The organism is Corynebacterium sp. KPL3927, from assembly GCF_040225835.1.
Lineage (GTDB): Bacteria > Actinomycetota > Actinomycetes > Mycobacteriales > Mycobacteriaceae > Corynebacterium.
Genome location: NZ_JBEHGD010000006.1, coordinates 45,028 through 67,244 on the forward strand (window position 1 = coordinate 45,028; position 22,217 = coordinate 67,244).

Sequence of the window (22,217 nt, forward strand, 5' to 3'; positions counted from 1 at the left end):
TCGGTAGATTGATAGGAAACTAGTTCCTGCTAGTCAAACTCCACGAGAATGGGATTTATACACTATGTCTGTTGATAGCCAGATTTCTGAGTACTACGACAAGCTACTCAAGCGCAACGCCGGTGAGCCGGAATTCCACCAGGCGGTGTCCGAGGTGCTGGATTCGCTCAAGATCGTCCTGGATAAGGACCCACACTACGCAGACTACGGTCTGGTTGAGCGCCTGTGTGAGCCAGAGCGCCAGCTCATCTTCCGCGTCCCATGGGTTGATGACAACGGCGAGGTGCAGGTCAACCGCGGCTTCCGTGTGCAGTTCAACTCCGCGCTCGGCCCGTACAAGGGCGGTCTGCGTTTCCACCCCTCGGTAAACCTGGGCATCATTAAGTTCTTGGGCTTTGAGCAGATCTTTAAGAACTCCCTGACCGGCCTGCCCATCGGTGGCGGCAAGGGTGGCTCCGACTTTGACCCGAAGGGCAAGTCTGAGCAGGAAGTTATGCGCTTCTGCCAGTCCTTTATGACCGAGCTGCACCGCCACATCGGCGAGTACCGCGACGTTCCTGCCGGCGATATCGGCGTTGGCGGCCGCGAAATCGGCTTCCTGTTCGGTCAGTTCCGCCGTCTGACCACCCAGCACGAGTCCGGCGTCCTGACCGGCAAGGGCCTGACCTGGGGCGGTTCCTTGGTACGTACCGAGGCCACCGGCTTCGGTGCCGTCTACATCACCGAAGAAATGATGAAGACCCACGGCGAGTCCTTCGACGGCGCCAAGGTCATCGTGTCAGGTTCCGGTAACGTTGCCATCTACGCCGCCGCAAAGGCACAGGAACTCGGCGCTACCGTCGTCGCAATGTCTGACTCCTCCGGCTACATCACCACCCCGAATGGCGTGGACGTTGACCTGCTTCGCGATGTCAAGGAAGTTCGCCGCGAGCGCATCTCCACCTACGCCAAGGAAGCTGGCAACGGTGTGGAGTTCCACGAGGGCGGCAATATCTGGGACGTCCAGGCTGATGTTGCACTGCCGTGTGCAACCCAGAACGAGCTCGACGGCGAGTCCGCCAAGAAGCTCGTCGAGGGCGGCGTCCGCTACGTTGCAGAGGGCGCCAATATGCCGTCCACCCCGGATGCGGTACACGTATTCCAGGACTCCAAGATCAACTTCGCACCCGGCAAGGCTGCCAACGCCGGTGGCGTGGCAACCTCTGCACTGGAGATGCAGCAGAACGCATCCCGCGACTCCTGGTCCTTCGAGTACACCGATGACCGCCTGCGCGGCATCATGAGCAACATCTTCAAGAACATCGACAACACGGCCAAGGAATACGACCGTGAAGGCGACTACGTGGCTGGCTCCAATATCGCCGGCTTCAAGAAGGTGGCTGACGCCATGCTGGCACAGGGCGTTATCTAAACTCCCTTAACCCACGGCTCCCCATTTCCCCGCACCCGCGGGGAGACGGGGAGCTTTTGCATTGCTGCGGCACGTGCTTTCGCCCTTTGGTGGCTCGGTGGCCAGCCCTAGAAGGATCGGGTTGGTCTTGAGTTAGAGCCACGCGGACAATGCGGCTGAATGCGCCAGTGCCGCAGGTATGTGGAGGGAAAATGGGTTAATCGCACACGGGAAGCGAATTGAACTCGGAGAGCTTTAGCCTTCGTTGCATTGGCCTGAGGATCCAGGGCGCGCCCTCCACACAATGCGGGGTGGCGCGTTGTAGAATTCCCAGCATGTACCGTGTCTTTGAATCCCTTGATGAATTAGTTCAGCATTTGGAGCAGGCTTCTGGCTTTCCCATGACCTCCAATTGCTTGGTTCCCCGCCATGAGATGCTGGCGCTTCTCGATGACCTGCGCAACGCGCTGCCCGTAGAAATCGACGATGCGCAGGATGTTTTAGACAAGCAAGACGAGATTATCCGCGGCGCCGAAGAGCGTGCGGATAACACCATTAATGAGGCGTCTGCGGAGGCCACCGACATGGTGAGCCAGGCGCGCCAAGAGGCCGATACCACGGTTGCGCAGGCAGAAGAACATGCGCAGCGGCTAGTGGCCGATGCCGAGGCACGCGCCCAGTCCACCGTTGAGCAAGCCCGCGCAGATGCAGACCGCACCATTGCTCAGGCCAACGAGGAATACGAACGCTCGGTGGCTGAGGGCCGCCAAGAACAAGAACGTTTGGTCTCTGAGTCTGAAGTCGTCCGCCGTGCCAACGAAGAAGCCAACCGGATCGTGGAGACCGCATACACCGAATCCAACCGGCTGCGCACGGAGTGCGATGACTTTGTAGATAGCAAGCTTAGCGAATTTGAAAGTTCCCTCAGCGGCCTCCTGCGCACCGTAAACTCCGATCGTTCCGCGCTGCGCGGTGGGGCCGGCGTGCGCTCTCGCGGCGGCGACTACCTGCCGTCCACGAACGCCGGTTCTTCCCGCGGTGGTGCTAGCGCCCCGCGCTATGGTGAGGGCGACGGCTACGAGCGCCGATATACCGAGCGCTAACCGCTCTGGCGAAAAGGCACGACGCTTAAAAAGTCCTGCTGCACGGGTGATTTGCGAACACCGCGTCGCCGTGCAGCAGGACTTATTGTGCCTGTGGGAGGCTAGACCGAGCTGCGCGAGTTGGAGTAGCGCGGGGCGGGGGACGATGAGGGGGCATCGGCAAGCGTGGCCTCAGCAGCATTCGTAGCAGGGTGAGGGCGCTGGCTTTGGACCGCCACGAAGGCGACGATTCCCGCGCTGACCAGGCCGGGGAAGAGGAAGGTGACCAAGGCCGTGGTGAAGTAGGAGGAGAGCGAGGTCACCGAACCGTTCATAAAGTCTTGAGGGAAGAACATCGCGCTAAGACTAATGACCGCGCCGGTGGTAAGGAACATGGCGCCGACGCTAAGCAACGCGCAGGCAAGGGCTTCACGTGAGAGCCACGTGATGGCGGCGGCGCTGGCAGAAAATGCAAGGGCGCCGGTAAGCACCGTGAGGTCGAGGCCGGAGGGAATGACCAAAATCGCGCCGGCGATAAGCCCGGCGCACATACTGAGGATGAGGGCGGAGGAAAGGCGCAGGCCCTTGTCGCCGTAGATGCCAGAGTGGTCAGCCTTGGGCAGGCGATGGAGGACTGCCCCAGAGATGACCAAGAAGGTGGCGGGAAGGCAGCACAACACTCCGAATCTAGGAGCGATAGCGCTCAAATCTCCTGAGGCCGCGGCCAAGTTGTAAGTCATGCCTTCAGGCTAAGGCCGCCGCGGCCTGCAGGAAAGGGAAAACCGGCAAGCCATAGCGCTTTATGCCCAAACCTTCAGTTTCTTGCCAGAAAATGCGGTCGTGCCAGCAACTACGCGGAGTTGGCGAGGCAGGGTAGACTACCAACTGTTATGACATCTCCATTGAAGTTCGATGTGGGCGAATTATTAAACGCCCAAGGCGCTGACGCAATGCCGGAACAACGCACCCAGACGGGGCCTGCACCGGAAAGGATTGGCGTGGAAATGATCGCCATCCCAAAGGGCGAAGATCTCACCGTTGCCGCGACCCTGACCCCGCTGGGTTCAGGCGTTCTGGTTGATGCGGATATCTCGGGCGTTCTCACGGGCGAGTGTGCGCGCTGCTTAAAAGAGCTCCACCCGCAGCTGGATTTGCACGTGACCCAGGTTTTTGCCGCCGATGAATCCTTTGTCAGCGGCGATGAAGCCGATTCTGACGATGCCGGTTCGGGCGATGAAATCCCCGAAATCCAAGACGATGAGCTGGATCTTCTCCAGGCGGTGATTGATGAAGTCGGCCTGAACCTTCCCTTCGCCCCCGTCTGCGAAGACGGCTGCGATATTCAGACCCCAGAGGGTGTGACCACCGGAATCTCCGGGGAAGAAGAGGAAGAGGAGAAGATAGACCCGCGCTGGGCAGGTCTGGAGAAATTCCTATGAGCCGCAAGAAGAAGCTAACCGGGCAAGAGGCGTGGGACGCCACCTTCGCGGCGGTCGATCACACCCCGCTCTTGGAATCGCTCGGCGTTGCCCTGGAACCGGACAATCTGCGGTTGGCGCTGACGCACCGTTCTTTTGCTAATGAAAACGGGCACCTGCCTAATAATGAGCGCCTTGAGTTCTTGGGCGATGCCGTCTTGGGTCTATCGGTGGCGGCGAAGCTATACGTGACGTATCCATCGCGCCCCGAATCCGATATCTCGAAGATGCGTGCGTCCATCGTCTCGCGCTATGGGCTTTCCGATATCGCGCGTGAAATCAACCTGGGCCCGCATATTCTGCTGGGCAAGGGCGAACAGTCCACCGGTGGGCGCGATAAGGATTCCATCCTTGCGGATACCACCGAGGCGATTTTCGGCGCCATTTACCGCGAGCACGGCTTTGAAACCGCCCGCGATGTTATCCTGCGCCTATTTGCAGAAAAGATCGATAATGCCTCCGTCAGCGGGCGCCACTTGGACTGGAAGACCACCTTGCAAGAGCTGTGTGCTGAGTTGAAGGCACCCATGCCGGTCTATTCGGCTACGGCTACCGGCCCAGAACACGATCAAACCTTCAGCGCGGTTGCCACCGTCGCTGGGCTGACCGTGGGAAATGGGCAGGGCCACAATAAGAAATTAGCGGAGCAGCAGGCTGCGCAAGAGGCGTGCCAAACTCTGCGCGAAACCCCGTTGCTGGTGCAAGGGACCGCCCATAAAGAAGGCTAAGTAATGCCAGAGTTGCCCGAAGTAGAATCGGTGCGCCGCGGGGTGGAAACCTACGTCGTGGGCAAAGAAATTACGGTGGTAGACATTGCGCACCCGCGGGCGAACCGCGGCCAAGATGAACCGCTAGCGGGCCTTGTAGTGGGTAAGGAAATCGCAGCGGTCGCCCGTCGCGGCAAATTCATGTGGCTGGAATTCGTGGGGGAGGACCCGATGGATAGCCACCGCGACGTGCTTTTTATTCACTTAGGCATGTCGGGCCAACTGCGCATCGGCCCTACCGATTCGCCGCATCGCCGCATCACGGTAGGGCTCAGCGATGGCACCGAGCTGCACTTTGTGGATCAGCGCACCTTTGGATACTGGCTGTATGCGCCGTGGTCCACGATCTCGCATATCGGTTTGGACCCTCTGGAACCCGATTTTGATATCGCCAGCGCCGCGCGCCGCCTGCGGCAGAAGAAAACCGCGGTAAAGACGGCGCTATTGGATCAAACGTTGGTATCTGGCATTGGCAATATCTACGCCGATGAAGCGCTGTGGGCAGCGCGCATTTCACCGCGCAAGAAGGCTTCGGCACTGCGGCAGAAAGATGCCGTGGCGCTATTGGCCGCGGCACAGACCGTGATGTCTGCCGCCCTCAAAGCGGGGGGAACGAGCTTTGATTCTTTGTACGTCAACGTCAACGGTGAATCCGGCTATTTTGCGCGCTCGCTTGCGGCCTATGGCCGTGCTGGCCAGCCATGTTCCCGCTGCGGCTCGCTCATTGCGCGCTCCGTCATCGGGGGCCGCTCGAGCCATTATTGCCCCCACTGCCAATAGTGCTTTACCTGTGAGGTTCACGTTGTAGACCTTCAGGCAGTAAATTAATCCGCATGGAATTTCTCGAAAATGTCGTCACGACATTTAACGATGGCGTGTGGACATACATCCTGCCCTGGCTGCTCATTGGAGCGGGCCTTCTATTCGGTGCGCGCACCGCAGTGGTGCAGATCCGCAAGGTGCCCGATATGCTGCGCGCTGTGGTCGAGCGCCCCAAAACCGACGATGAGGATGAGGGCGCAGGAAGCGGGGGAATCTCCGCATTTAAGGCATTTACCATCTCTGCTGCCTCGCGCGTGGGCACCGGCAACGTGGCCGGCGTCGCGGTGGCCATTTCGCTGGGCGGTCCTGGTGCCGTCTTCTGGATGTGGATCATCGCCCTCCTCGGCGGCGCTACCGCCTTTGTGGAATCCACCTTGGCGCAGCTGTGGAAGGTCCGCAATGGCGATACGTACCGCGGCGGGCCGGCCTACTACATGAAGCGCGGGCTGGGCTGGGGCCCGCTCGGCGTTCTTTTCTCTATCGCCATCGTCTTTACCTTCGGCTTGGTCTATAACTCCTTCCAGACCAACGCCATCGCTGAGGCCGTGGCCTTTTCCTTCGGCCGCGAAGACGATGCCACCTTTGGCTCCATCATTGGCATCATCATCGCGATTGCCGCGGGCCTCATCATTTTTGGCGGCGTAAAGCGCATTGCCAATATCACCCAGGTGGTCGTTCCGTTTATGGCCCTGGCGTACCTGCTCATCGGCGGCTTCGTGGTCATTACGAACTTTGACAAGGTCCCGGGCATGCTGGGCGATATCATCGGCCACGCGCTCGGCTTTAAGGAAATCGCCGGCGCGAGCATCGGCGCCGCGATGATGAAGGGCATCCAGCGCGGCCTGTTTTCCAATGAGGCCGGCGAGGGTTCTGCCCCTAACGCGGCGGCTACCGCCACCGTTTCCCACCCGGTCAAGCAGGGCCTGGTGCAGACCTTGGGCGTGTACTTCGACACCATCGTGGTCTGTACCATTACCGCCTTCCTGATCCTGCTCGGCCCGGAAGTAGCCTACGGCGAAAAGGCCGAGGGCGTTTCCCTTACCCAGGCGGCCTTGTCCGCCGAGGTTGGCCACTGGGGCATTCACTTCGTCAGCTTCATCTTGTTCTTCCTGGCCTTTTCTTCCATCTTGGGCAATTACTACTTGGCAGAAGCCAACCTGGAATACCTCACCACCAATAAAACGGTGCTGAATATCTTCCGCCTTGTGGTGCTGTTCTTCGTCTGGTTCGGTGCCGTCGGCTCCTTGCCCTTGGTCTTCGCCCTGGCGGATACCGGTGCCGCGACGATGGTGATCCTGAATATCATCGCTATCGTCCCGCTATCCGGCGTGGCCATCCAATTGCTGAAGAACTTCAACGAGCAGCGCAGTAAGGGAGTCGATCCGGTCTTCCACCGCGATATGCTTCCGGATGTGCCCGGTGTGGAGTGCTGGGACGGCTCCGACCCCGTGACCCGCCGCAGCGATGCTGACCGCAGAATCTTGCGCGATCGCGGCGAGGCCGATCGCTATTAATATCGCTATTAATGAGGAAGGTGCAGTGACATGGAAAGAATGACCGCCTTTGTGCACGGCAACGTGCAAGGAGTGGGCTTTCGCTGGTGGACGCGCTCGCGCGCCCTGGAACTAGGCCTCGCTGGGCATGCAACCAACCTGGCAGATGGCCGCGTGCAGGTTGTTGCTGAGGGACCGCGCACCGAGTGCGAGAAGCTTTTGGAACTGTTGCAAGAGGAACCAAGCACCACCCGCCGTCCGGGTAGCGTCGATCTCGTGGTTGAGCAGTGGGCGGCTGCGAAGGGCGAAAGCGGCTTTGTGGAGCGCTAATAGCCAACCCAATGCTGGCTGCAACTCGTTTCTTAAAGGCTTGCTACACTATCCAAAATGCACCTGAAATCGCTGACGCTCAAAGGCTTTAAGTCATTCGCGTCGGCGACGTCTCTCAAATTTGAGCCGGGCATCTGCGCCGTCGTCGGACCGAATGGTTCCGGTAAGTCCAACGTGGTTGATGCCCTTGCGTGGGTCATGGGAGAGGCTAGCGCAAAGACCCTGCGCGGCGGCAAGATGCAAGACGTCATCTTTGCTGGGGCTGGCGACCGCAAGCAATTGGGCCGGGCCGAGGTCACACTCACCATCGATAATGCCGATGGTGCCCTGCCCATCGAGTACTCCGAGGTCTCTGTGACCCGCCGCATGTTCCGCGACGGCGCGAGCGAATACGAAATCAACGGGGCAAAGGCCCGGTTGATGGATATCCAGGAACTGCTTTCTGATTCCGGCATCGGCCGAGAGATGCACATCATCGTGGGGCAGGGCAAGCTTTCTGAAATCCTGGAGTCGCGCCCCGAGGATCGCCGCTCCTATATCGAGGAAGCCGCAGGTGTCCTCAAACACCGCCGCCGCAAAGAAAAGGCCCAGCGCAAGCTTACGGGCATGCAGGCTAATTTGGACCGCCTGCAGGATTTGACCGATGAGCTGGGAAAACAGCTCAAGCCCTTGGCGCGGCAGGCAGAAGCTGCCCAGCGCGCGGCTACGGTGCAGGCGGATGTGCGCGATGCGCGCCTGCGCCTGGCCGGAGACCGCATCGTCGGCTTGCGGCAGAAGCTTTCTGCTGCCGAGCAGACCGCGACGGTCCTATCTACCCAGGTGGAAGAGACCACGGCGCAGCTCGAAGCGGCGACCGAGCATCAAATGGAGCTGGAAACCCAGCTTGAGGAGGTCAACCCGCAGGCAGAGGCTGCCCAAAAGCTGTGGTTTGATCTGTCCACCTTGTCCGAGCGCATTGCGGCGACCCAGCGCATCGCGGAGGAGCGGGCGGATAACGCCGGGTCCCAGGTCGCCTATGCCGGCCAGGATCCGGATGATCTTGAGGCCAAGGCGACGCGCGCGGACGAGGAGCACGAGGAGCTCCTGGTAGCGGCAGAAGAAGCCGCGGAGCGGTTAGAAAGCATCCGGGAGGAAGTGGCGGAGCGTCGGCAAGCATTTGAGGCCGCCGAGCACGAACATATGGCGCAGGTGCGCGCCATTGCGGACCGCCGCGAGGGCGTGGTGCGCCTTTTTGCCGCCGAGGAAAAGGCCGCGGGGCAGGTGGCCAGCGCAGAAGAGGAGTTGGCGCGGCAGGAAGAGGCCGTGGCTTCGCTGCAGCGACGCACCCAGAATGCGCAGGCAGAAGCCGCTGAGGTAGCGCAGAAGCTGGATAATTATGCTGCGGAGCGCCAGCCTTTGGAGGAGGCGCATACGCGGGCCGCCAGCGAGTCGGGCGCTGCCGATAAGCGCTTGGATCAGCTCCGCGATGCCCAGCGCGAGCGCGAGCGCACTGTCTATACGCTGCGGTCCCGCATCGATACGCTGTCCCAGACCATCCCCGAGTCGGTCGAGGTGGGCGAAGAATTCCAGCCATTGGCCGCGTATATTTCCACCACCTATGAATCGGCGGTTGCGGCCGCGTTGGGCACCTTTGCGGAGGCGCAGGCGGGGCAGTTGACCGAAGGGTTGATTGCGGATTTGGAAAAGGGCCCGCGCTCGGCGCTGTTGGATGCGGCGGCGACCGCGCCTGCGAGCTCGTGGCGCGTCGATGCCGATTTGCCGCCGCAGACCTCCTGGCTGCTGGACCACATATCGGTCCAACCTGCGGTGTCGGCGGCGTTGCACCGGCTGCTTGCCGATGTCGTCCTCGTCCCCGATTTTGCCCACGGCCGGCGCCTCGTCTCCGAGGATCCGCGCCTGCGCGCCGTGACCGCTTCGGGCGTCGTCATTGGCGAAGGGTGGGTCGAGGTCGGTACCGGGTCCTCGTCTACCGTGGAAGTCACCGCCCGCATCGCGGAGGCCGAAGAGGAGCTAGAGCAGGCCAATCAAGCACTACACGAACTCTCCGGCACCCTGGAGGGAGCGAGGATTGCTGCCGAAGATGCCCGCGTGACGGCCGCGTCTGCGAAGGCGGCATTGCGGGAGCACGATACCGAGGTTGATGCCTGGAAGCGCGATCACCACCGCTTGGAAAAGCAGTACGAGGCCAATAAAGCGGAGCTGGAAAAGTCCGCGCAGCGCGCCACCGAGATTGAGGTGCGGCTGCAGAAGGCTAACCAGGAGCTTGCCGATGCCCGCGATAGGCTCGCCCGCGTCGATGCCGACGATCAACCAGACGAGCCCTCGTCTGCCGATAGGGATGCCGCCTCGGCTGCGCTCGAAGAAGTAAAATCCATGGAAATGGAAGCCCAAGTTGCCGCCCGCTCGGCGCAAGAGCGCGTGGGCCAAGTTGCCGGCAAGGCCGATAATCTGCGGCGCCAGGCCCAGCACGAACGCCAAGCGAAGGCCCGCCATGAACAAGCCATGGCCCGCCGCAAGGCCCAGGGCCAATTGGCCGCTACAGTGGCGCGACACGCACAGGACTTGGCCGCGCGGGCCAACCAACTCTTAACCCGCGCCACCTCTGAGCGCGATGAGTTTTTGCATGAGCGCAACTCCTTAAATTCCCAATTGCAGCAAGCCAAGCAGGCGGTATCGGTCGCACGCCAAAATAGCGACCGGCTAACCGCACGGGCGCATGAAGCAGAACTGGCGCGCTCGCAGGCGCAGGTGCGCCTGGATGAAGCGGAGAAAAAGATTGGCGAGCAGCTGGGCATCGCCATCGCTGACCTGCTGCGCGATTTCACCCCGGGCGAAGACTTTGACCGCAGCGCGGAAAAGTCGCGGCTGCAGCAGGCGGAAAAGGATCTGAACTCGCTGGGCAAGGTTAACCCCTTGGCCCTTGAGGAATATAAGGCGCTGGAAGAGCGATACAGCTACCTGTCTACGCAGCTAGACGATGTCATCCAAGCCCGCCAGGATCTCGCCGGGGTGATTTCGGACGTGGATAAGCAGATCCTGCAGCTGTTTACCGATGCCTGGCGGGACGTCGAAGCAGAGTTTCCCAAGGTATTCAACACCCTCTTCCCAGGTGGAGAGGGCCGGCTGATCCTCACCGAGCCAGAAGACATGCTCACCACCGGCATCGAGGTAGAAGCACGCCCGCCCGGTAAGAAGGTCAAGCGCCTGTCGCTGCTTTCCGGCGGCGAGAAATCCCTTACCGCACTGGCCATGCTCGTGGCTATCTTCCGCGCACGCCCCAGCCCGTTCTACGTCATGGATGAGGTCGAGGCAGCGCTTGATGATGTCAACCTGCGCCGGCTCATCGCCTTATTCGAGGAGTTGCGGAAGGATTCCCAGCTCATTGTCATCACGCACCAAAAGCCCACCATGGATGTGGCCAACGTCCTCTATGGTGTGACCATGCGCGGTGACGGCATCACCCGGGTCATCTCCCAACGCATGAATCCAGCCGGACTCGCGCCGGGAGCCGAGCAAGCAAGCCGGGATGCGACGCGGCTTGGAGTTGATGCACCGCAATCAACGGAATAGAAGATTTCGCCGCCCCTATGTGCCGCAAGTCCGAAAGGCTGGCACTATAGAGGCATGAATTCTTTATGGTTATGGATCGGCATAGCAATCGTTGTCATTGTGCTGATTGTCGTCTTCATTGCAATCGGCAAAAAGCGCGGTGAATCCAAGAAGGTTTCTTTCGAAAAACCCAAGGAAGAAGAGCCCAAACAGCTAACCCAAGAGCAAAAGTCCGGCAATTACCAGGCGAAGTCCGGCTTCAACTTTGCCCCAGCGGGCTCAAAAGACCCCGAAAAGGTAGCGCAGGAGAAGCCACGGCAGACCCAACCGCAGCAGGCTAAGCAGCCGCAGCAGCCGGAATCTTCGGAGCAGTCGGAGCCCAGCGCCACCGATATCGCGAATGCCCAGCTCAACGGTGAAGAGCCACCGGCGGCTAAGCGGCTTGAACCGGCTAAGGACAAGGACGCTGCCCCCGATAAAGCGGCCAAGCAGGAAGAACCGCAGCGCCAAGAACCTGCATCTGACGAGCAGTCAAAGAAGCCCGCAGAACCTGAGCAACCTGCAGACGAGGGCGGCGTAGCCAAGCAGGATAAGGGCATAAGAAAAGACGACGGCGCTGGCGATGAAGCTAAGGCCGAGTCCGAGTCCAAGCCTGTCGCGGATAAGTCTGAGGGTAAGGGCACTGCCGGCACGGCCGCTGCCGCTGCAGCCGCCACTGGGGGAGTCGGTGCCGCTGCTGCAGCTTCTGGTGACCGACAAGAATCCGCCGCAGATAACGAAGCGGAAAAGGAAGCTGCAGGCCAAGCAGAGGATCACTCTGGCGAGCCGGATTCCGCGCAGGCTTCTACGCCTGCTTCTGGTGAGAAGGAAGCAGAAGGTAAAGAAGCGAACGGCAGCGAGCAATCCGCCCCAGCCGCCGCCGAGAAACCTGCGGCAGAAAGTGCGGACGACCGCGGCGCGCTGGACCATGAAGAAAAAGACCCAGAAGACGTTGTATCCGTCGAGGCCGCCGAGGTAGAGGACGAATTGCCGGTCTTTGACGCGGTAGTAGATGATAAAGACGCAGACCACATCGAAGAACGCGTCGATAACCACGAGGAAGCCGAAGAAGCCGCAGCTGCAGCCGATGCACAAACGGATGCCGCGGAAGCAGCGAAGGAACAAACCCCGGTACCAGATGGCGAACCTGCTGCGGCGGCCCAACCCACCGAGGACATCGCTCCGGCGGGAGGCCGCCTCGGCCGTCTGCGCGGCCGCCTCTCTCGTTCTCAAAACGCCATCGGCCAAGGCCTGATGGGAATTCTTTCCGCCGGTGATCTGGATGAAGACGCCTGGGAGGAAATCGAAGATACCCTCATCATGGCGGATCTCGGCACCAAGTCCACGATGAAGGTCACCGATTCTTTGCGTGACAAGATCGCAGAGCGTGGCGTGTCGAGCGAAGAAGAAGCGCGTGCGATGCTGCGTGAATGCCTCATCGAGGCCTGTCACCCAGAAATGGATCGCTCCATTCGCGCGATGCCTAATGATGGCAAGCCAGCCATCGTCATGGTCGTAGGCGTTAACGGCACCGGTAAGACCACCACCACCGGTAAGCTCGCCCGCGTCCTCGTATCGATGGATCACAGCGTCCTGCTGGGTGCGGCAGATACCTTCCGTGCCGCAGCAGCTGATCAGCTAGAAACGTGGGGACGCCGCGTGGGCGCCGAAACCGTGCGCGGCAAGGAAGGCGCAGATCCCGCCTCCGTGGCTTTTGACGCCGTGGCCACCGGTGTGGAGCAGCAGGTCGATGTCGTCTTGGTTGATACGGCCGGCCGCCTGCACACCTCGACCGACCTGATGGATCAGCTGGGCAAAGTCAAGCGCGTTGTAGAAAAGAAGACCGAGGTTGATGAGGTTCTCTTGGTCCTCGATGCCACGGTGGGCCAAAACGGCCTGGCACAGGCCCGCATTTTCCGCGAGGTAGTGGACATCTCCGGCGTGGTGCTTACCAAGCTGGACGGCACGGCTAAGGGCGGCATCGTCTTCCAGGTGCAAGAGGAGCTGGGCGTTCCAGTCAAGCTTGTGGGCTTGGGCGAGGGCGCCGATGACCTTGCGCCATTTGAAGTCGAAGGATTCGTCGATGCCTTGTTAGGTGAGAAATAGGGTCTTCTCTCTCAATCGTTTTAGATAACTCCTCAGTACCCCGGCTGCTTACAAAAGCGAGAGAGCCGCGGACGCTGGGGAGTTTTCGCTCGTCTATGTGCCGTGCACGTATGCCCCGCGAGCATGGGGAGCCGTGGATTACTGTGATCTGGATTGGGCTGGTGAGCAATGGTAATCTGGTATGGCTGTATTTAGTGATTTGTGCGAAATTCGCACCAATCCAAGACCAAGGTTCGTGAGGCAAGTATTTCGTGACGCTACTTTTTGCTGTCCTCCTTGCGGCATTGGCAGTGATCTTGGCACCGGTGACCGTAAAGGTCATGGACCGACAGGCGGGCTATCCATTAGCCGTCCTCTTTCTCATCGCAGCGGTGCTCATTGCTAAGGATTTTTCTGCCATTGCAGCGGGGGAGGAACTCAGTTTCCAAGCCACCTGGGTACGCGATTTTATTGCACCGGGGGTTGACGTAAGTTTCGCTCTGCGCGGAGATGCATTGAGCATCTTCTTCGCCATGTTGGCTCTCGTTATTGGCGCTGTCGTGTTGACGTACTCGGCAGCGTATCTCCCGAAAAATGAGGGAAATACGAGCTTTTATACATTGATGACGGCATTCACGCTGTCTATCTTGTTGCTGGTTCTGGCCAATGACGTTGTTGTCCTATTCCTCGCTTGGGAGCTTGTCTCCTTGGCTTCCTTCATGCTCATTGCGCGCTCTGGCTCTGGGGGAGAGGCAGGTTCGCAGCGCACCTTAATCCTGACGTTCATCGGTGGCCTGACGCTATTGACGGCATTGGGCATCGCCGCGGTGACCACCGGTTCGACCACCATCTCTGAGATCCTTGCCTCCTCGGTATGGGATGAACGTCCAGGCGTGACTGCAAGCGTTGCCGTGCTTATCGCGGCTTCTGCCTTTACCAAGTCCGCTCAATTCCCATTCCACTTCTGGCTGCCAGAAGCCATGGCCGCCGCTACGCCAGTCTCGGCGTTCCTGCACGCCGCGGCCGTGGTTAAGGCGGGTATCTACTTGCTTATTCGCTTCTCCACGGTCTTCTACGATGTCGCGGTATGGAACTGGGTGCTCATCGTCGTCGGTATGGGCACGGCGGTTATGTCCGCGGTATTCGCGGTGCAAAAGACGGACCTGAAGAAGCTGACCGCTTATTCCACCGTGTCTCACCTGGGTTGGATTGTCGCCACCATCGGTGTGGGCACCCCGTTTGCTATTGGGGCAGCACTGGTGCACACCTTGGCACACGCGCTCTTCAAATCCTCGCTGTTCATGCTCATCGGCGTCATTGACCATGAAGCAGGGTCGCGCGATATCCGCCGCCTTGGCCCGCTGTGGAATAAGATGCCGTGGACGTTTGGTTCTGTAGTCATCGGCGCCGCATCCATGGCTGCGGTACCTCCACTACTGGGCTTTGTATCCAAGGAAGGCATGCTTACCGCCTTCGAGGACGCCCCGATCGGCGGCGCAGGTCAAGCAATCCTGCTCATCGTGGCAGGTATCGGTGCCTTCTTTACCTTCACCTACTCTGCGAAGATCGTCTTCGGCGCATTCTTCGATGGACCGCGCTCTATGGACGATGTCCACGAAGCCCCAGTTGCCCTGTGGCTTCCCGCGGCATTGCCAGGCTTTATGTCCCTGCCGCTCGTCTTCGTCCTGGGTATTTTCGATGAGCCTTTGGAGCATGCCGTTGGCGCCGTGGGCATGGAAACGCATTCGCACCTTGCGGTATGGCATGGAATCAACGTGCCATTTATCATCTCGATCCTCGTGCTGGTGGCCGGCATCGCCGGTCTCTTTGCCCGCAAGAAGATGTGGCCGGCCTTCGAGGGCCGGAACTTCATGCCGCGCAGCGGCAACGAGCTCCTACAAAGCCTGCAAGATGGCTGCGCCAAGCTCGGCCAGGTATTGGGCAAGATGTCCGATTCCCACAACCCTTCCCGTCATATCCTGCCGATCGTCATCGTGGTTATCGTCCTCGCGGGTACTACCTTGTTTGGTGAGGGTGTCGACGGCGTACCGTTGCAACCGCGCGTCGATGGCCTCGATAACCCGTGGGACCTGCTGCCTTTGGGCATCATTGCTTTGTCCGTATTTGGGTTGGTTCGCACCAAGAACCGCCTTACCGGCGCCGTCATGATCGGCATTGCAGGTACGGGAGTTACCTTGCAGATGTTCCTCTTGGGTGCACCGGACGTGGCACTTACCCAGTTCATGGTGGAAGCACTCTCTGTGGTCGTCATGATGATGGTGCTGCGTTATCTGCCGGAGACTTTCCAGCCTGTTACTGATAAATCCCGCAGGGTAGGCTCCATCGTCATTGCCGTCTTGGCCGGTATTGCGGCCTTCCTCGGCGTGTGGGGCCTGATGGGCCGCCACGAACGCTCGGATTTGGCGCTGTGGTACCTCGACAAGGCACCGGATATCACGGGTGGCGATAACGTCGTGGCCACCATCATCGTGGAATTCCGTGCACTCGATACCTTGGGCGAGCTGTCCGTGCTGGGGATGGCCGCCGTCGTTATCGCAGCCATTACTACGACGCTGCCGCGCTTCCCGTTCAGCTCGGGTACGCGCCCGGCGCCATTCGGTCAGTCGCAGCTGAACTCCGTGCCGCTGCGCAAGGGAATCAATATTGTCATTCCTTTGCTCATCATTATGTCCGTCATCGTCTTCTTCCGCGGGCACAATGCCTCCGGCGGCGGATTCCCCGCGGCGCTCATCATGGGTGCGGCTATTGGCCTGACCTACCTGTCCCGGGGTTCCGATGAAATCGTCTTCGGCCGGATGACCCCAGTGCACCTCACCGGCATTGGCATCATTACGGCGCTATTGGCAGGCTTTATTGGTTTCTGGCACGACGGCTTTGGCAATGGTGGTTTCCTCACCGCCCTGCACGGCGAAGCCTTTGGCCAGCACTGGACGACGTCCCTCATCTTCGACCTCGGTATTTACCTGGCCGTGTTGGGCATGCTCACGACGGCCATCAACGCCTTGGGCGGCTACCTCAGGCCTGGTACCGAGCGGGACTACCTGCCGTGGATTCATGACGATGACTCGGCCCTGCCGGCCACGCCGCGCATTGCCGTTGAGGATGCGGACGATCCGTATCCAGACCCAATCAACCCGTCGACGGATCCGCTCGCTTTGCTGAGCCCCAAAGAGGCAAGGACAAAGACAAAGCAACGTCGCCGTTCTAACGCCAACCGAGGAGGGGAGAAGTAATGATTCTCGCGTTAACTATCGCCATCCTCATCGGTGGCGCCGTCTACCTCATTCAGCAACGCGGCTTGGTCCGCATTGTGTTGGGCATGATGGCATTCGGCCACGGTGCCAACCTGACCTTGTTGGCCACTGGCGTGTACTCCTACCGAGGTGAAGCCTTTCCCTCAGAGGTGCCCCATGACCAGATGGCCGATCCGCTACCGCAGGCTTTCGTTCTGACGGCAGTTGTTATCTCCATGGCAACCTCGACCATCCTGTTGACCATGGCTGCGATGGGCAAAAACGATGACACCGATGTTGTAGAACCCGTCGATGACAACACTATCGATCACGCATTTTCTACATTGGGCCGCGATGCCCAGAACTGTGCGATCTTGGAAGAATCCGCGAATGAGCTCGATCGCATTGGCCGGGTAGACCACGACACCCCTGTGGCTGAACGCGGGGTAAATAGGAAGAAGGAGGATGAAAAATAATGGCTGATGTTGTAGCCCAACTTCTTCCGCTTTTCCCGGGCATTCCGCTCATTGCTGCGGCTCTTGCCTTGCTGGCGCCGTGGCGCGCCGTCCGCGATGCGATCATGCTCATCATCCCCGGAGTCGGTGTCTTCGCCGGCCTGGGACTGTTGATCTACACCATGAACAATGGGGTAGTGGCGCATACCGTGGGCCTCTACGTAGGCAACGTGGGTATTCCGCTCGCTGCGGATGCGTTCTCTGCGCTGATGATCATCACCACGATGATCGTGGCCTTTGGCGCAAACTGGTTCGCCATTGTGGGCGGGGAAACTAAGTCTCGTTACTATCCATCGCTCACGCTGATTCTTATCACCGGTGTATGCGGTGCGTTGCTAACCGCTGATCTCTTTAACTTCTTCGTGTTCATTGAGGTCATGCTGCTGCCGTCCTACGGCCTTATCACCATGTCTGGTACGTGGTCGCGCCTGGCGGCAGGACGCGCGTTCGTCCTCGTTAACCTTTTTGCCTCCACGCTGCTGGTGGTTGGTGTCGGCTATATCTATTCCGTCACCGGCTCGGTTAACCTGGCTGCCCTGCAGGGAGCCGCCGCCGGCAACGGCCCGGTGACCGTCGCCGCGGGCATTATCCTTATTGCGATTACCGCCAAGGCCGGTGTCTTCCCGGTGCAGTCTTGGCTGCCGCGTACCTATCCAGGCACCTCGGCCGCAGTGATGGGCCTTTTCTCCGGCCTGCACACGAAGGTCGCCGTCTACATGCTCTACCGGCTGTACGTGCAGCTTTTCGATCTCGAACAGCGGTGGAACGTCCTCATCATCGTCCTCATGCTGATCTCGATGATGATCGGCGCCTTTGGTGGTCTGACCGAAAAGACGATTCGCCGTGTGCTGGGTTACCAGATGCTCAACGGTATGCCGTTCATCTTGGTGATGCTGGCCTTTACCTCGGAAGACCCAAGCCGCGCCCTGGCCGCCGGTATCATGTACACGATTCACCACATGGTGACCGTTGGCTCGTTGATCCTGGCGTCCGGTGCTATCGAAGAGACCTATGGCACGGGTGACTTGACCAAGCTATCCGGCCTCGCGCGCCGCGATACCATCATCGCCTGGATTTTTGCCGCCGGTGCCTTCTCCGTGGTGGGCTTCCCGCCATTCTCCGGCATGTGGGGCAAGCTCATGATCGTCTTCGAGGTCGCCCGCAATGGCGGCGCTTGGGCCTGGATTGCTATTGCCGCCATCATCATCGCCTCCTTCGCAGCATTCTTGGCGATGTTGCGCGTCTGGCGCGAAGCCTTCTGGGGACACGATTTGCCCTCGGACAAGGTTCCAGATGAGCTCATCATCCGCAAGAAGCTCATGGCGCCTTCCGCAGCGCTCATCTTGGTCTCGCTGGGCATGTTCATTTTCTCCGGCGTGGTTATTGATGCGGTGGAAACCGCAGCCGAGCAACTGCTGGACACGACGGCTTATACTGACACCATCTTGGGCGATGATTCAGCCGCACTACCTAATATCGATGACATTCAGGAGGGCCGATAAATGCATGCCGTAGCTTATGCACTCTGGCTCATCAAGGAGATTTTCGTTGCTGGGTTCACCCTGGCGATGTCAGCATTTAAGCCCGATAACGAATACCACCCGGTGATCATTCGGTACCCACTGCGCGTTACTAGCGCCTGGGAGATTTTCTGGTTCACTTCTTCCATTACCGCTACCCCTGGCACGCTGTCTTTGGGACTGCGCGAACCACCGCGCAAGGGCTTGCCCCGCATCGTGCTAGTACAAGCGGTACAGGGGTCCGATCCTGCGGCGATTGTGGCTGACTTGGCCGATATGGAAGAGCATTTGGCACCGCGCGTTAAGAGCATCGACTATGGCGTTCCTGGGCAAGGGGATACGACGGAGCTTGATGAGGCTTTCTACGAATTCCCCTTGGATACCCTCGGCCGCTATATGCGCTCGCCGGACCTCGCGCGGGCGGAGGACACTCCGCTTTCGGAGAGCCAGGCGGACGTCGAAAAGCCCAAGCACCTCGCCCGGAAAATTCAACGCAGGAAGGAGACCGACCGATGATTGATTTTGCAACATTGTCCCCATTCGGTTGGGTTGTACTGGTGTGCGTGTTCATCATGGGCGGGGCCGCCTGGTGCGGGGTGCTATTAGCGCTGCGAACCCGCGATGAGCTCACTCGCGCGGTGATGTCAGACATCGTCTTTTACGGCATGATCTGCATGTACCTCGGCTGGTCAATGATCAACAATGCCCCCTTGGCCTATGACATTGCCCTGATTGGCGCCATCGCGGCCGGTATTTTGCCGACCTTGTCTATGGCCCGCATTATTTCGAAAGGTCGGCGATAAGTCATGGCTGTTTATGAGATTATTGCTTCGGTTCTGCTCATTGTCGCCACCATCCTTGTGGTGGCAACCGTGGTCTCCTTGTGGCGCGCGCCGGATGCCTTGACCCGTGCCAACCTGATGGGCCCGACCGTGGGTTTGGCGGTGCCGCTTATTATCGTCGCCAAGCTCGTGGTGGATTTTGGCCAAGATGGCTTTTCTTTGGCGCTTCTTATCAAGGGCCTCATCGCTTGCTTTGGCGTGTGGATTATCGGCTCGGTGGGCTCGTTCTACCTGGGACGTTCCATCTATGGCGTTGCGGTTACTGACGTCAAGCACGCCAAACACAATAATGAGAAAATCCAGACCGTCTATGCAGATGAAGACGAAATCTAGGGTTATTCTTTCCTCATGAGTAGCGCGGGTGCGTACCTCCTCCAAGGAGGGGTGCGGCCCGCGCTTCTTTTGCGCTGCCGCGGTGCTTAGCGCAGCGGGTCCTAGCTTGATTTACCGATTGCCACCGTAATTCGGGCACATTCGGAAGTTGGGCGGGGTTAGACTGGAACGCAGCATATCCGCGCCAGGTTTGGCCGCTGAACTTTACTTTTCTTCAGGAGGATTAAATGAAACTAATTACCGCCATTGTTAAGCCGTTTACTCTGCCGGATATCCGGGAGGCATTAAAACAGCAGGATGTGCACGGCCTTACCGTGACCGAAAGCCAGGGCTTTGGGCAGCAGAGCGGGCACAGTGAGGTTTACCGCGGTGCCGAGTACGCGACGGACTTTGTGCCCAAGGTGAAACTTGAAGTTTTGACCGCTGATGACCAGGTGGAAGACCTCATTGATGCCATCGTGGATGCCGCTTATACCGGTAAGATTGGCGATGGCAAGATTTGGATTACTCCGGTAGAAGACGTCATCCGCATCCGCACCGGGGAGCGCGGCGAGACCGCCCTGTAATTACAGATGGTGGCAGCATCCGCTCTTCGCAGCGAAGCTTATGCAGCGGCGGTGCGCATAGTCCAGGGTTTGGACCTGCCGCCGCACACGGCGCTAGCAGCAACCGGCTCTTTAGCCCGCCAGGAGATGACTCCCTATTCCGATATTGATGTCATCTTGATTTTCCCAGAGGACCATGAGCCAGATGCCAACCTGGTAGAGGACTTGTGGTATCCGGTCTGGGATGCCAAGTATCGGTTGGACTTTGCTCTGCGTACCCCGCAGGAGTGCGCGGAGATTGCCCTGCAGGATGCCTCGGCCGGTTTCGCGCAATTGGACCTGACTTATATCGCTGGCGATAAGCCGCTTGTCGATGACGCCCGTCAGCGCCTCCTGCACGCGTGGCGTCGGCAGCTGCAGCGGGGCTTTGATAGCTTCGTCGATATCGCCATCGCCCGGTGGAACCGCTCCGGCGCCGTCGCCACCATGACCAACCCAGACTTAAAAAACGGGCGTGGGGGATTGCGCGATATTCAGCTCCTGCGCGCTTTAGCCCTGGGCAACCTATGTGATCTGCCCGCGCTGGAGGAAGAGCGGCGGCTGCTACTCGATGCCCGGACCCTGCTGCACGTCAAGGCCCGCCGTCACCGCGATATTTTGGATCCGGACTTCGCGGCAGATGTTGCTGATGAATTGGGCTTTAGCAGCCGCTATGAGCTCACCGCGGCGTTGGTTACTGCGGCCTCTGCGGTCGATGAGGCGGTAGAGCGTAGCTTGGCCACAGCCCGCGGCGTTTTGGGTAGCCGCAGCGCTGGTCCGGCGCAGGGGCGAGACCGCGTGCGACGCCCCCTCGATGTGGACGTCGTGGCCGATGGTGCCGTTATCTCCCTGGCTCGCACACCCAATTGTGAAGATCCATGGTTATTGACCCGCGTCGCGGCGGCCGCGGCGCGGACGGGCTATTCCGTCTCGGCGGCGACGTGGCGAGCACTGCAAGAGCTGCCGCCCCTGCCGGAGCGGTGGCCGCGGGCGGCCGTCGATGACTTTTTCGCGATCCTTTCCTCGCCGTCCCATACCCCACGGGTGATTGCGGAGTTGGATCGCTATGGGCTGTGGGAGCGCTTGGTCCCCGAATGGGGCCATGTGCGCGGATTACTGCCCAGGGAACGAAGCCACATGCATTCCGTGGATTATCACTTGGTTGCCACAGTGACGCGCTGCGCCGAGGTGCGCACATCTGTGGCCCGCCCAGATCTCCTCCTCTTGGCTGCGTTGTACCACGATCTGGGCAAGGGCCATGACCGCCCGCACGAGCAGGTAGGGGCAGAGCTGGTGGCGCGGCAGGCAGCGCGCATGCGGTTTAATCTTGCAGATATCTCCCGCGTGCAAACCGTGGTGGCGGAACATACGAGCCTGGCGCGATTGGCGGCGACGATGGATCCGAGTTCGGACGCCGCGCGCGATGCCCTATTAAATGCGTGCCATTATGACCAGTTGACCATTTCGCTGCTTGCCACCTTATCCAAGGCGGATGCCTTATCGACGGGCCCTGGGGTTTGGTCCGCTCGCACCGCTCAGGCGCAGGCCCTGATCGTGGCCCGCGCCTTGGAGGCCAATAAGCCACGCATAGTGACCCGCCCCATAGTGCGTGTTCCGCAGGATGATTACGGGGTAGGCCTTGCGGTCGATTGGCAAGAGGAAGTGGTCACCGTGACGTGGTCCGGCGCCAATAAGGCAGAGTTTAAGCGCATTTTTGCGTTGATATCTGCCCTGGGATGGACCATCGTGCGGGCCAATTTCGTGCGCGGTGATGCTGGTGACTATCAGGCGGAATTTGTCATCCGCACCGTGCAAAAGACGCTGAGGGAGGCCGCGGAACCGGACAGGTTTATCCAGTCCTATAATTCGCGGACGTACACCGAGCTTCCCGAGATCGCAGGTGAGCCCACGACGGCGGCGTTTAACGTTGGCGGAATCTTAGAGATTCGCACCGTGGAGAGAATAGGCGCGTTGGGCTATCTGGTGGAGGCTTTGCCGGAGTTTATGTGGCTGCGCCATGAGATTTTGGGCGCCACGATGATTGTGCACGTTTTCTTTGGCGCTTCGGTTTCTCGCGCCCAGGTGGTGGGGAATGTGACCAGGGCCCTGGCTAGGGACTAAGATTGAATAATTG

General features: G+C 59.8%; 18 protein-coding genes. 17 read left to right on the forward strand and 1 reads right to left on the reverse strand.

Going from position 1 to position 22,217, the window contains the following annotated elements:
- Positions 1-64: 64 nt before the first annotated feature.
- Together gdhA and ABRP86_RS04755 are read left to right on the forward strand one after the other, a co-directional pair.
- Positions 65-1,411: an NADP-specific glutamate dehydrogenase gene (gdhA, locus tag ABRP86_RS04750; protein ID WP_023022958.1), complete on the forward strand. Its 1,347-nt coding sequence runs from the start codon at positions 65-67 to the stop codon at positions 1,409-1,411.
- Positions 1,412-1,725: 314 nt separating this feature from the next.
- The gene (locus ABRP86_RS04755; RefSeq protein WP_349852713.1) at positions 1,726-2,493 is read left to right on the forward strand and encodes an SPFH domain-containing protein; all 768 of its coding nucleotides are present in this window, start codon (positions 1,726-1,728) and stop codon (positions 2,491-2,493) included.
- 101 nt (positions 2,494-2,594) lie between these two features.
- On the opposite strand, the gene ABRP86_RS04760 is transcribed toward ABRP86_RS04755, so the two are convergent.
- Complete coding sequence (locus tag ABRP86_RS04760) at positions 2,595-3,212, reverse strand: hypothetical protein (RefSeq protein WP_349862771.1); 618 nt, start codon at positions 3,210-3,212, stop codon at positions 2,595-2,597.
- 150 nt (positions 3,213-3,362) lie between these two features.
- Here ABRP86_RS04760 and ABRP86_RS04765 point away from each other — a divergent pair, with 150 nt between their 5' ends.
- From ABRP86_RS04765 to ABRP86_RS04835, 15 genes are all read left to right on the forward strand, one after another.
- Entirely contained in the window at positions 3,363-3,911 is a 549-nt protein-coding gene (locus tag ABRP86_RS04765) for a YceD family protein (protein WP_349862773.1), read from the forward strand.
- Positions 3,908-4,678 (forward strand): ribonuclease III, encoded by a 771-nt coding sequence (rnc, locus tag ABRP86_RS04770; protein ID WP_349862775.1) that lies wholly within the window; start codon positions 3,908-3,910, stop codon positions 4,676-4,678. The genes ABRP86_RS04765 and rnc overlap by 4 nt, the downstream gene beginning before the upstream one ends.
- Before the next feature lie 3 nt (positions 4,679-4,681).
- Entirely contained in the window at positions 4,682-5,497 is an 816-nt protein-coding gene (gene mutM, locus ABRP86_RS04775; protein ID WP_349862777.1) for a bifunctional DNA-formamidopyrimidine glycosylase/DNA-(apurinic or apyrimidinic site) lyase, read from the forward strand.
- A 53-nt stretch (positions 5,498-5,550) separates the two neighbouring features.
- A complete protein-coding gene (locus tag ABRP86_RS04780; RefSeq protein ID WP_349862779.1) occupies positions 5,551-7,053 on the forward strand; it encodes an alanine/glycine:cation symporter family protein in 1,503 nt (500 codons plus the stop codon).
- A gap of 30 nt (positions 7,054-7,083) precedes the next feature.
- The gene (locus ABRP86_RS04785) at positions 7,084-7,362 is read left to right on the forward strand and encodes an acylphosphatase (protein ID WP_023022945.1); all 279 of its coding nucleotides are present in this window, start codon (positions 7,084-7,086) and stop codon (positions 7,360-7,362) included.
- Positions 7,363-7,419: 57 nt separating this feature from the next.
- Complete coding sequence (gene smc / locus ABRP86_RS04790) at positions 7,420-10,932, forward strand: chromosome segregation protein SMC (RefSeq protein WP_349862781.1); 3,513 nt, start codon at positions 7,420-7,422, stop codon at positions 10,930-10,932.
- A gap of 54 nt (positions 10,933-10,986) precedes the next feature.
- Complete coding sequence (gene ftsY / locus ABRP86_RS04795) at positions 10,987-13,056, forward strand: signal recognition particle-docking protein FtsY (RefSeq protein ID WP_349862783.1); 2,070 nt, start codon at positions 10,987-10,989, stop codon at positions 13,054-13,056.
- A gap of 251 nt (positions 13,057-13,307) precedes the next feature.
- A complete protein-coding gene (locus ABRP86_RS04800) occupies positions 13,308-16,289 on the forward strand; it encodes a DUF4040 family protein (RefSeq protein ID WP_349862784.1) in 2,982 nt (993 codons plus the stop codon).
- Complete coding sequence (locus ABRP86_RS04805; protein WP_349862786.1) at positions 16,289-16,765, forward strand: sodium:proton antiporter; 477 nt, start codon at positions 16,289-16,291, stop codon at positions 16,763-16,765. Before ABRP86_RS04800 ends, ABRP86_RS04805 begins: the two co-directional genes overlap by 1 nt.
- Positions 16,765-18,306: a monovalent cation/H+ antiporter subunit D family protein gene (locus ABRP86_RS04810; protein WP_349862788.1), complete on the forward strand. Its 1,542-nt coding sequence runs from the start codon at positions 16,765-16,767 to the stop codon at positions 18,304-18,306. The genes ABRP86_RS04805 and ABRP86_RS04810 overlap by 1 nt, the downstream gene beginning before the upstream one ends.
- Entirely contained in the window at positions 18,307-18,840 is a 534-nt protein-coding gene (locus ABRP86_RS04815) for a monovalent cation/H+ antiporter subunit E (protein ID WP_005278609.1), read from the forward strand. It abuts the gene before it with no gap.
- Positions 18,837-19,127 (forward strand): cation:proton antiporter, encoded by a 291-nt coding sequence (locus tag ABRP86_RS04820; protein ID WP_005278611.1) that lies wholly within the window; start codon positions 18,837-18,839, stop codon positions 19,125-19,127. The genes ABRP86_RS04815 and ABRP86_RS04820 overlap by 4 nt, the downstream gene beginning before the upstream one ends.
- Before the next feature lie 3 nt (positions 19,128-19,130).
- Positions 19,131-19,499 (forward strand): Na+/H+ antiporter subunit G, encoded by a 369-nt coding sequence (locus tag ABRP86_RS04825; RefSeq protein ID WP_349862790.1) that lies wholly within the window; start codon positions 19,131-19,133, stop codon positions 19,497-19,499.
- A gap of 227 nt (positions 19,500-19,726) precedes the next feature.
- On the forward strand, positions 19,727-20,065 hold the full coding sequence (locus ABRP86_RS04830) for a P-II family nitrogen regulator (RefSeq protein WP_005278617.1): 339 nt from the start codon (positions 19,727-19,729) through the stop codon (positions 20,063-20,065).
- A gap of 6 nt (positions 20,066-20,071) precedes the next feature.
- Positions 20,072-22,204, forward strand: a complete 2,133-nt coding sequence (locus ABRP86_RS04835) for a [protein-PII] uridylyltransferase (RefSeq protein WP_349862792.1) — start codon at positions 20,072-20,074, stop codon at positions 22,202-22,204.
- Positions 22,205-22,217: the final 13 nt, after the last annotated feature.

Bases quoted from the DNA above. Each gene is read 5' to 3' on its own strand.
- ABRP86_RS04785 (WP_023022945.1), top strand. From the start codon at position 7,084: ATGGAAAGAATGACCGCCTTTGTGCACGGCAACGTGCAAGGAGTGGGC.
- ABRP86_RS04830 (WP_005278617.1), top strand. From the start codon at position 19,727: ATGAAACTAATTACCGCCATTGTTAAGCCGTTTACTCTGCCGGATATC.
- ftsY (WP_349862783.1), top strand. From the start codon at position 10,987: ATGAATTCTTTATGGTTATGGATCGGCATAGCAATCGTTGTCATTGTG.
- ABRP86_RS04755 (WP_349852713.1), top strand. From the start codon at position 1,726: ATGTACCGTGTCTTTGAATCCCTTGATGAATTAGTTCAGCATTTGGAG.
- ABRP86_RS04780 (WP_349862779.1), top strand. From the start codon at position 5,551: ATGGAATTTCTCGAAAATGTCGTCACGACATTTAACGATGGCGTGTGG.
- mutM (WP_349862777.1), top strand. From the start codon at position 4,682: ATGCCAGAGTTGCCCGAAGTAGAATCGGTGCGCCGCGGGGTGGAAACC.
- ABRP86_RS04805 (WP_349862786.1), top strand. From the start codon at position 16,289: ATGATTCTCGCGTTAACTATCGCCATCCTCATCGGTGGCGCCGTCTAC.
- ABRP86_RS04835 (WP_349862792.1), top strand. From the start codon at position 20,072: ATGGTGGCAGCATCCGCTCTTCGCAGCGAAGCTTATGCAGCGGCGGTG.
- ABRP86_RS04820 (WP_005278611.1), top strand. From the start codon at position 18,837: ATGATTGATTTTGCAACATTGTCCCCATTCGGTTGGGTTGTACTGGTG.
- smc (WP_349862781.1), top strand. From the start codon at position 7,420: ATGCACCTGAAATCGCTGACGCTCAAAGGCTTTAAGTCATTCGCGTCG.
- rnc (WP_349862775.1), top strand. From the start codon at position 3,908: ATGAGCCGCAAGAAGAAGCTAACCGGGCAAGAGGCGTGGGACGCCACC.
- gdhA (WP_023022958.1), top strand. From the start codon at position 65: ATGTCTGTTGATAGCCAGATTTCTGAGTACTACGACAAGCTACTCAAG.
- ABRP86_RS04815 (WP_005278609.1), top strand. From the start codon at position 18,307: ATGCATGCCGTAGCTTATGCACTCTGGCTCATCAAGGAGATTTTCGTT.
- ABRP86_RS04825 (WP_349862790.1), top strand. From the start codon at position 19,131: ATGGCTGTTTATGAGATTATTGCTTCGGTTCTGCTCATTGTCGCCACC.
- ABRP86_RS04810 (WP_349862788.1), top strand. From the start codon at position 16,765: ATGGCTGATGTTGTAGCCCAACTTCTTCCGCTTTTCCCGGGCATTCCG.
- ABRP86_RS04765 (WP_349862773.1), top strand. From the start codon at position 3,363: ATGACATCTCCATTGAAGTTCGATGTGGGCGAATTATTAAACGCCCAA.
- ABRP86_RS04760 (WP_349862771.1), bottom strand. From the start codon at position 3,212: ATGACTTACAACTTGGCCGCGGCCTCAGGAGATTTGAGCGCTATCGCT.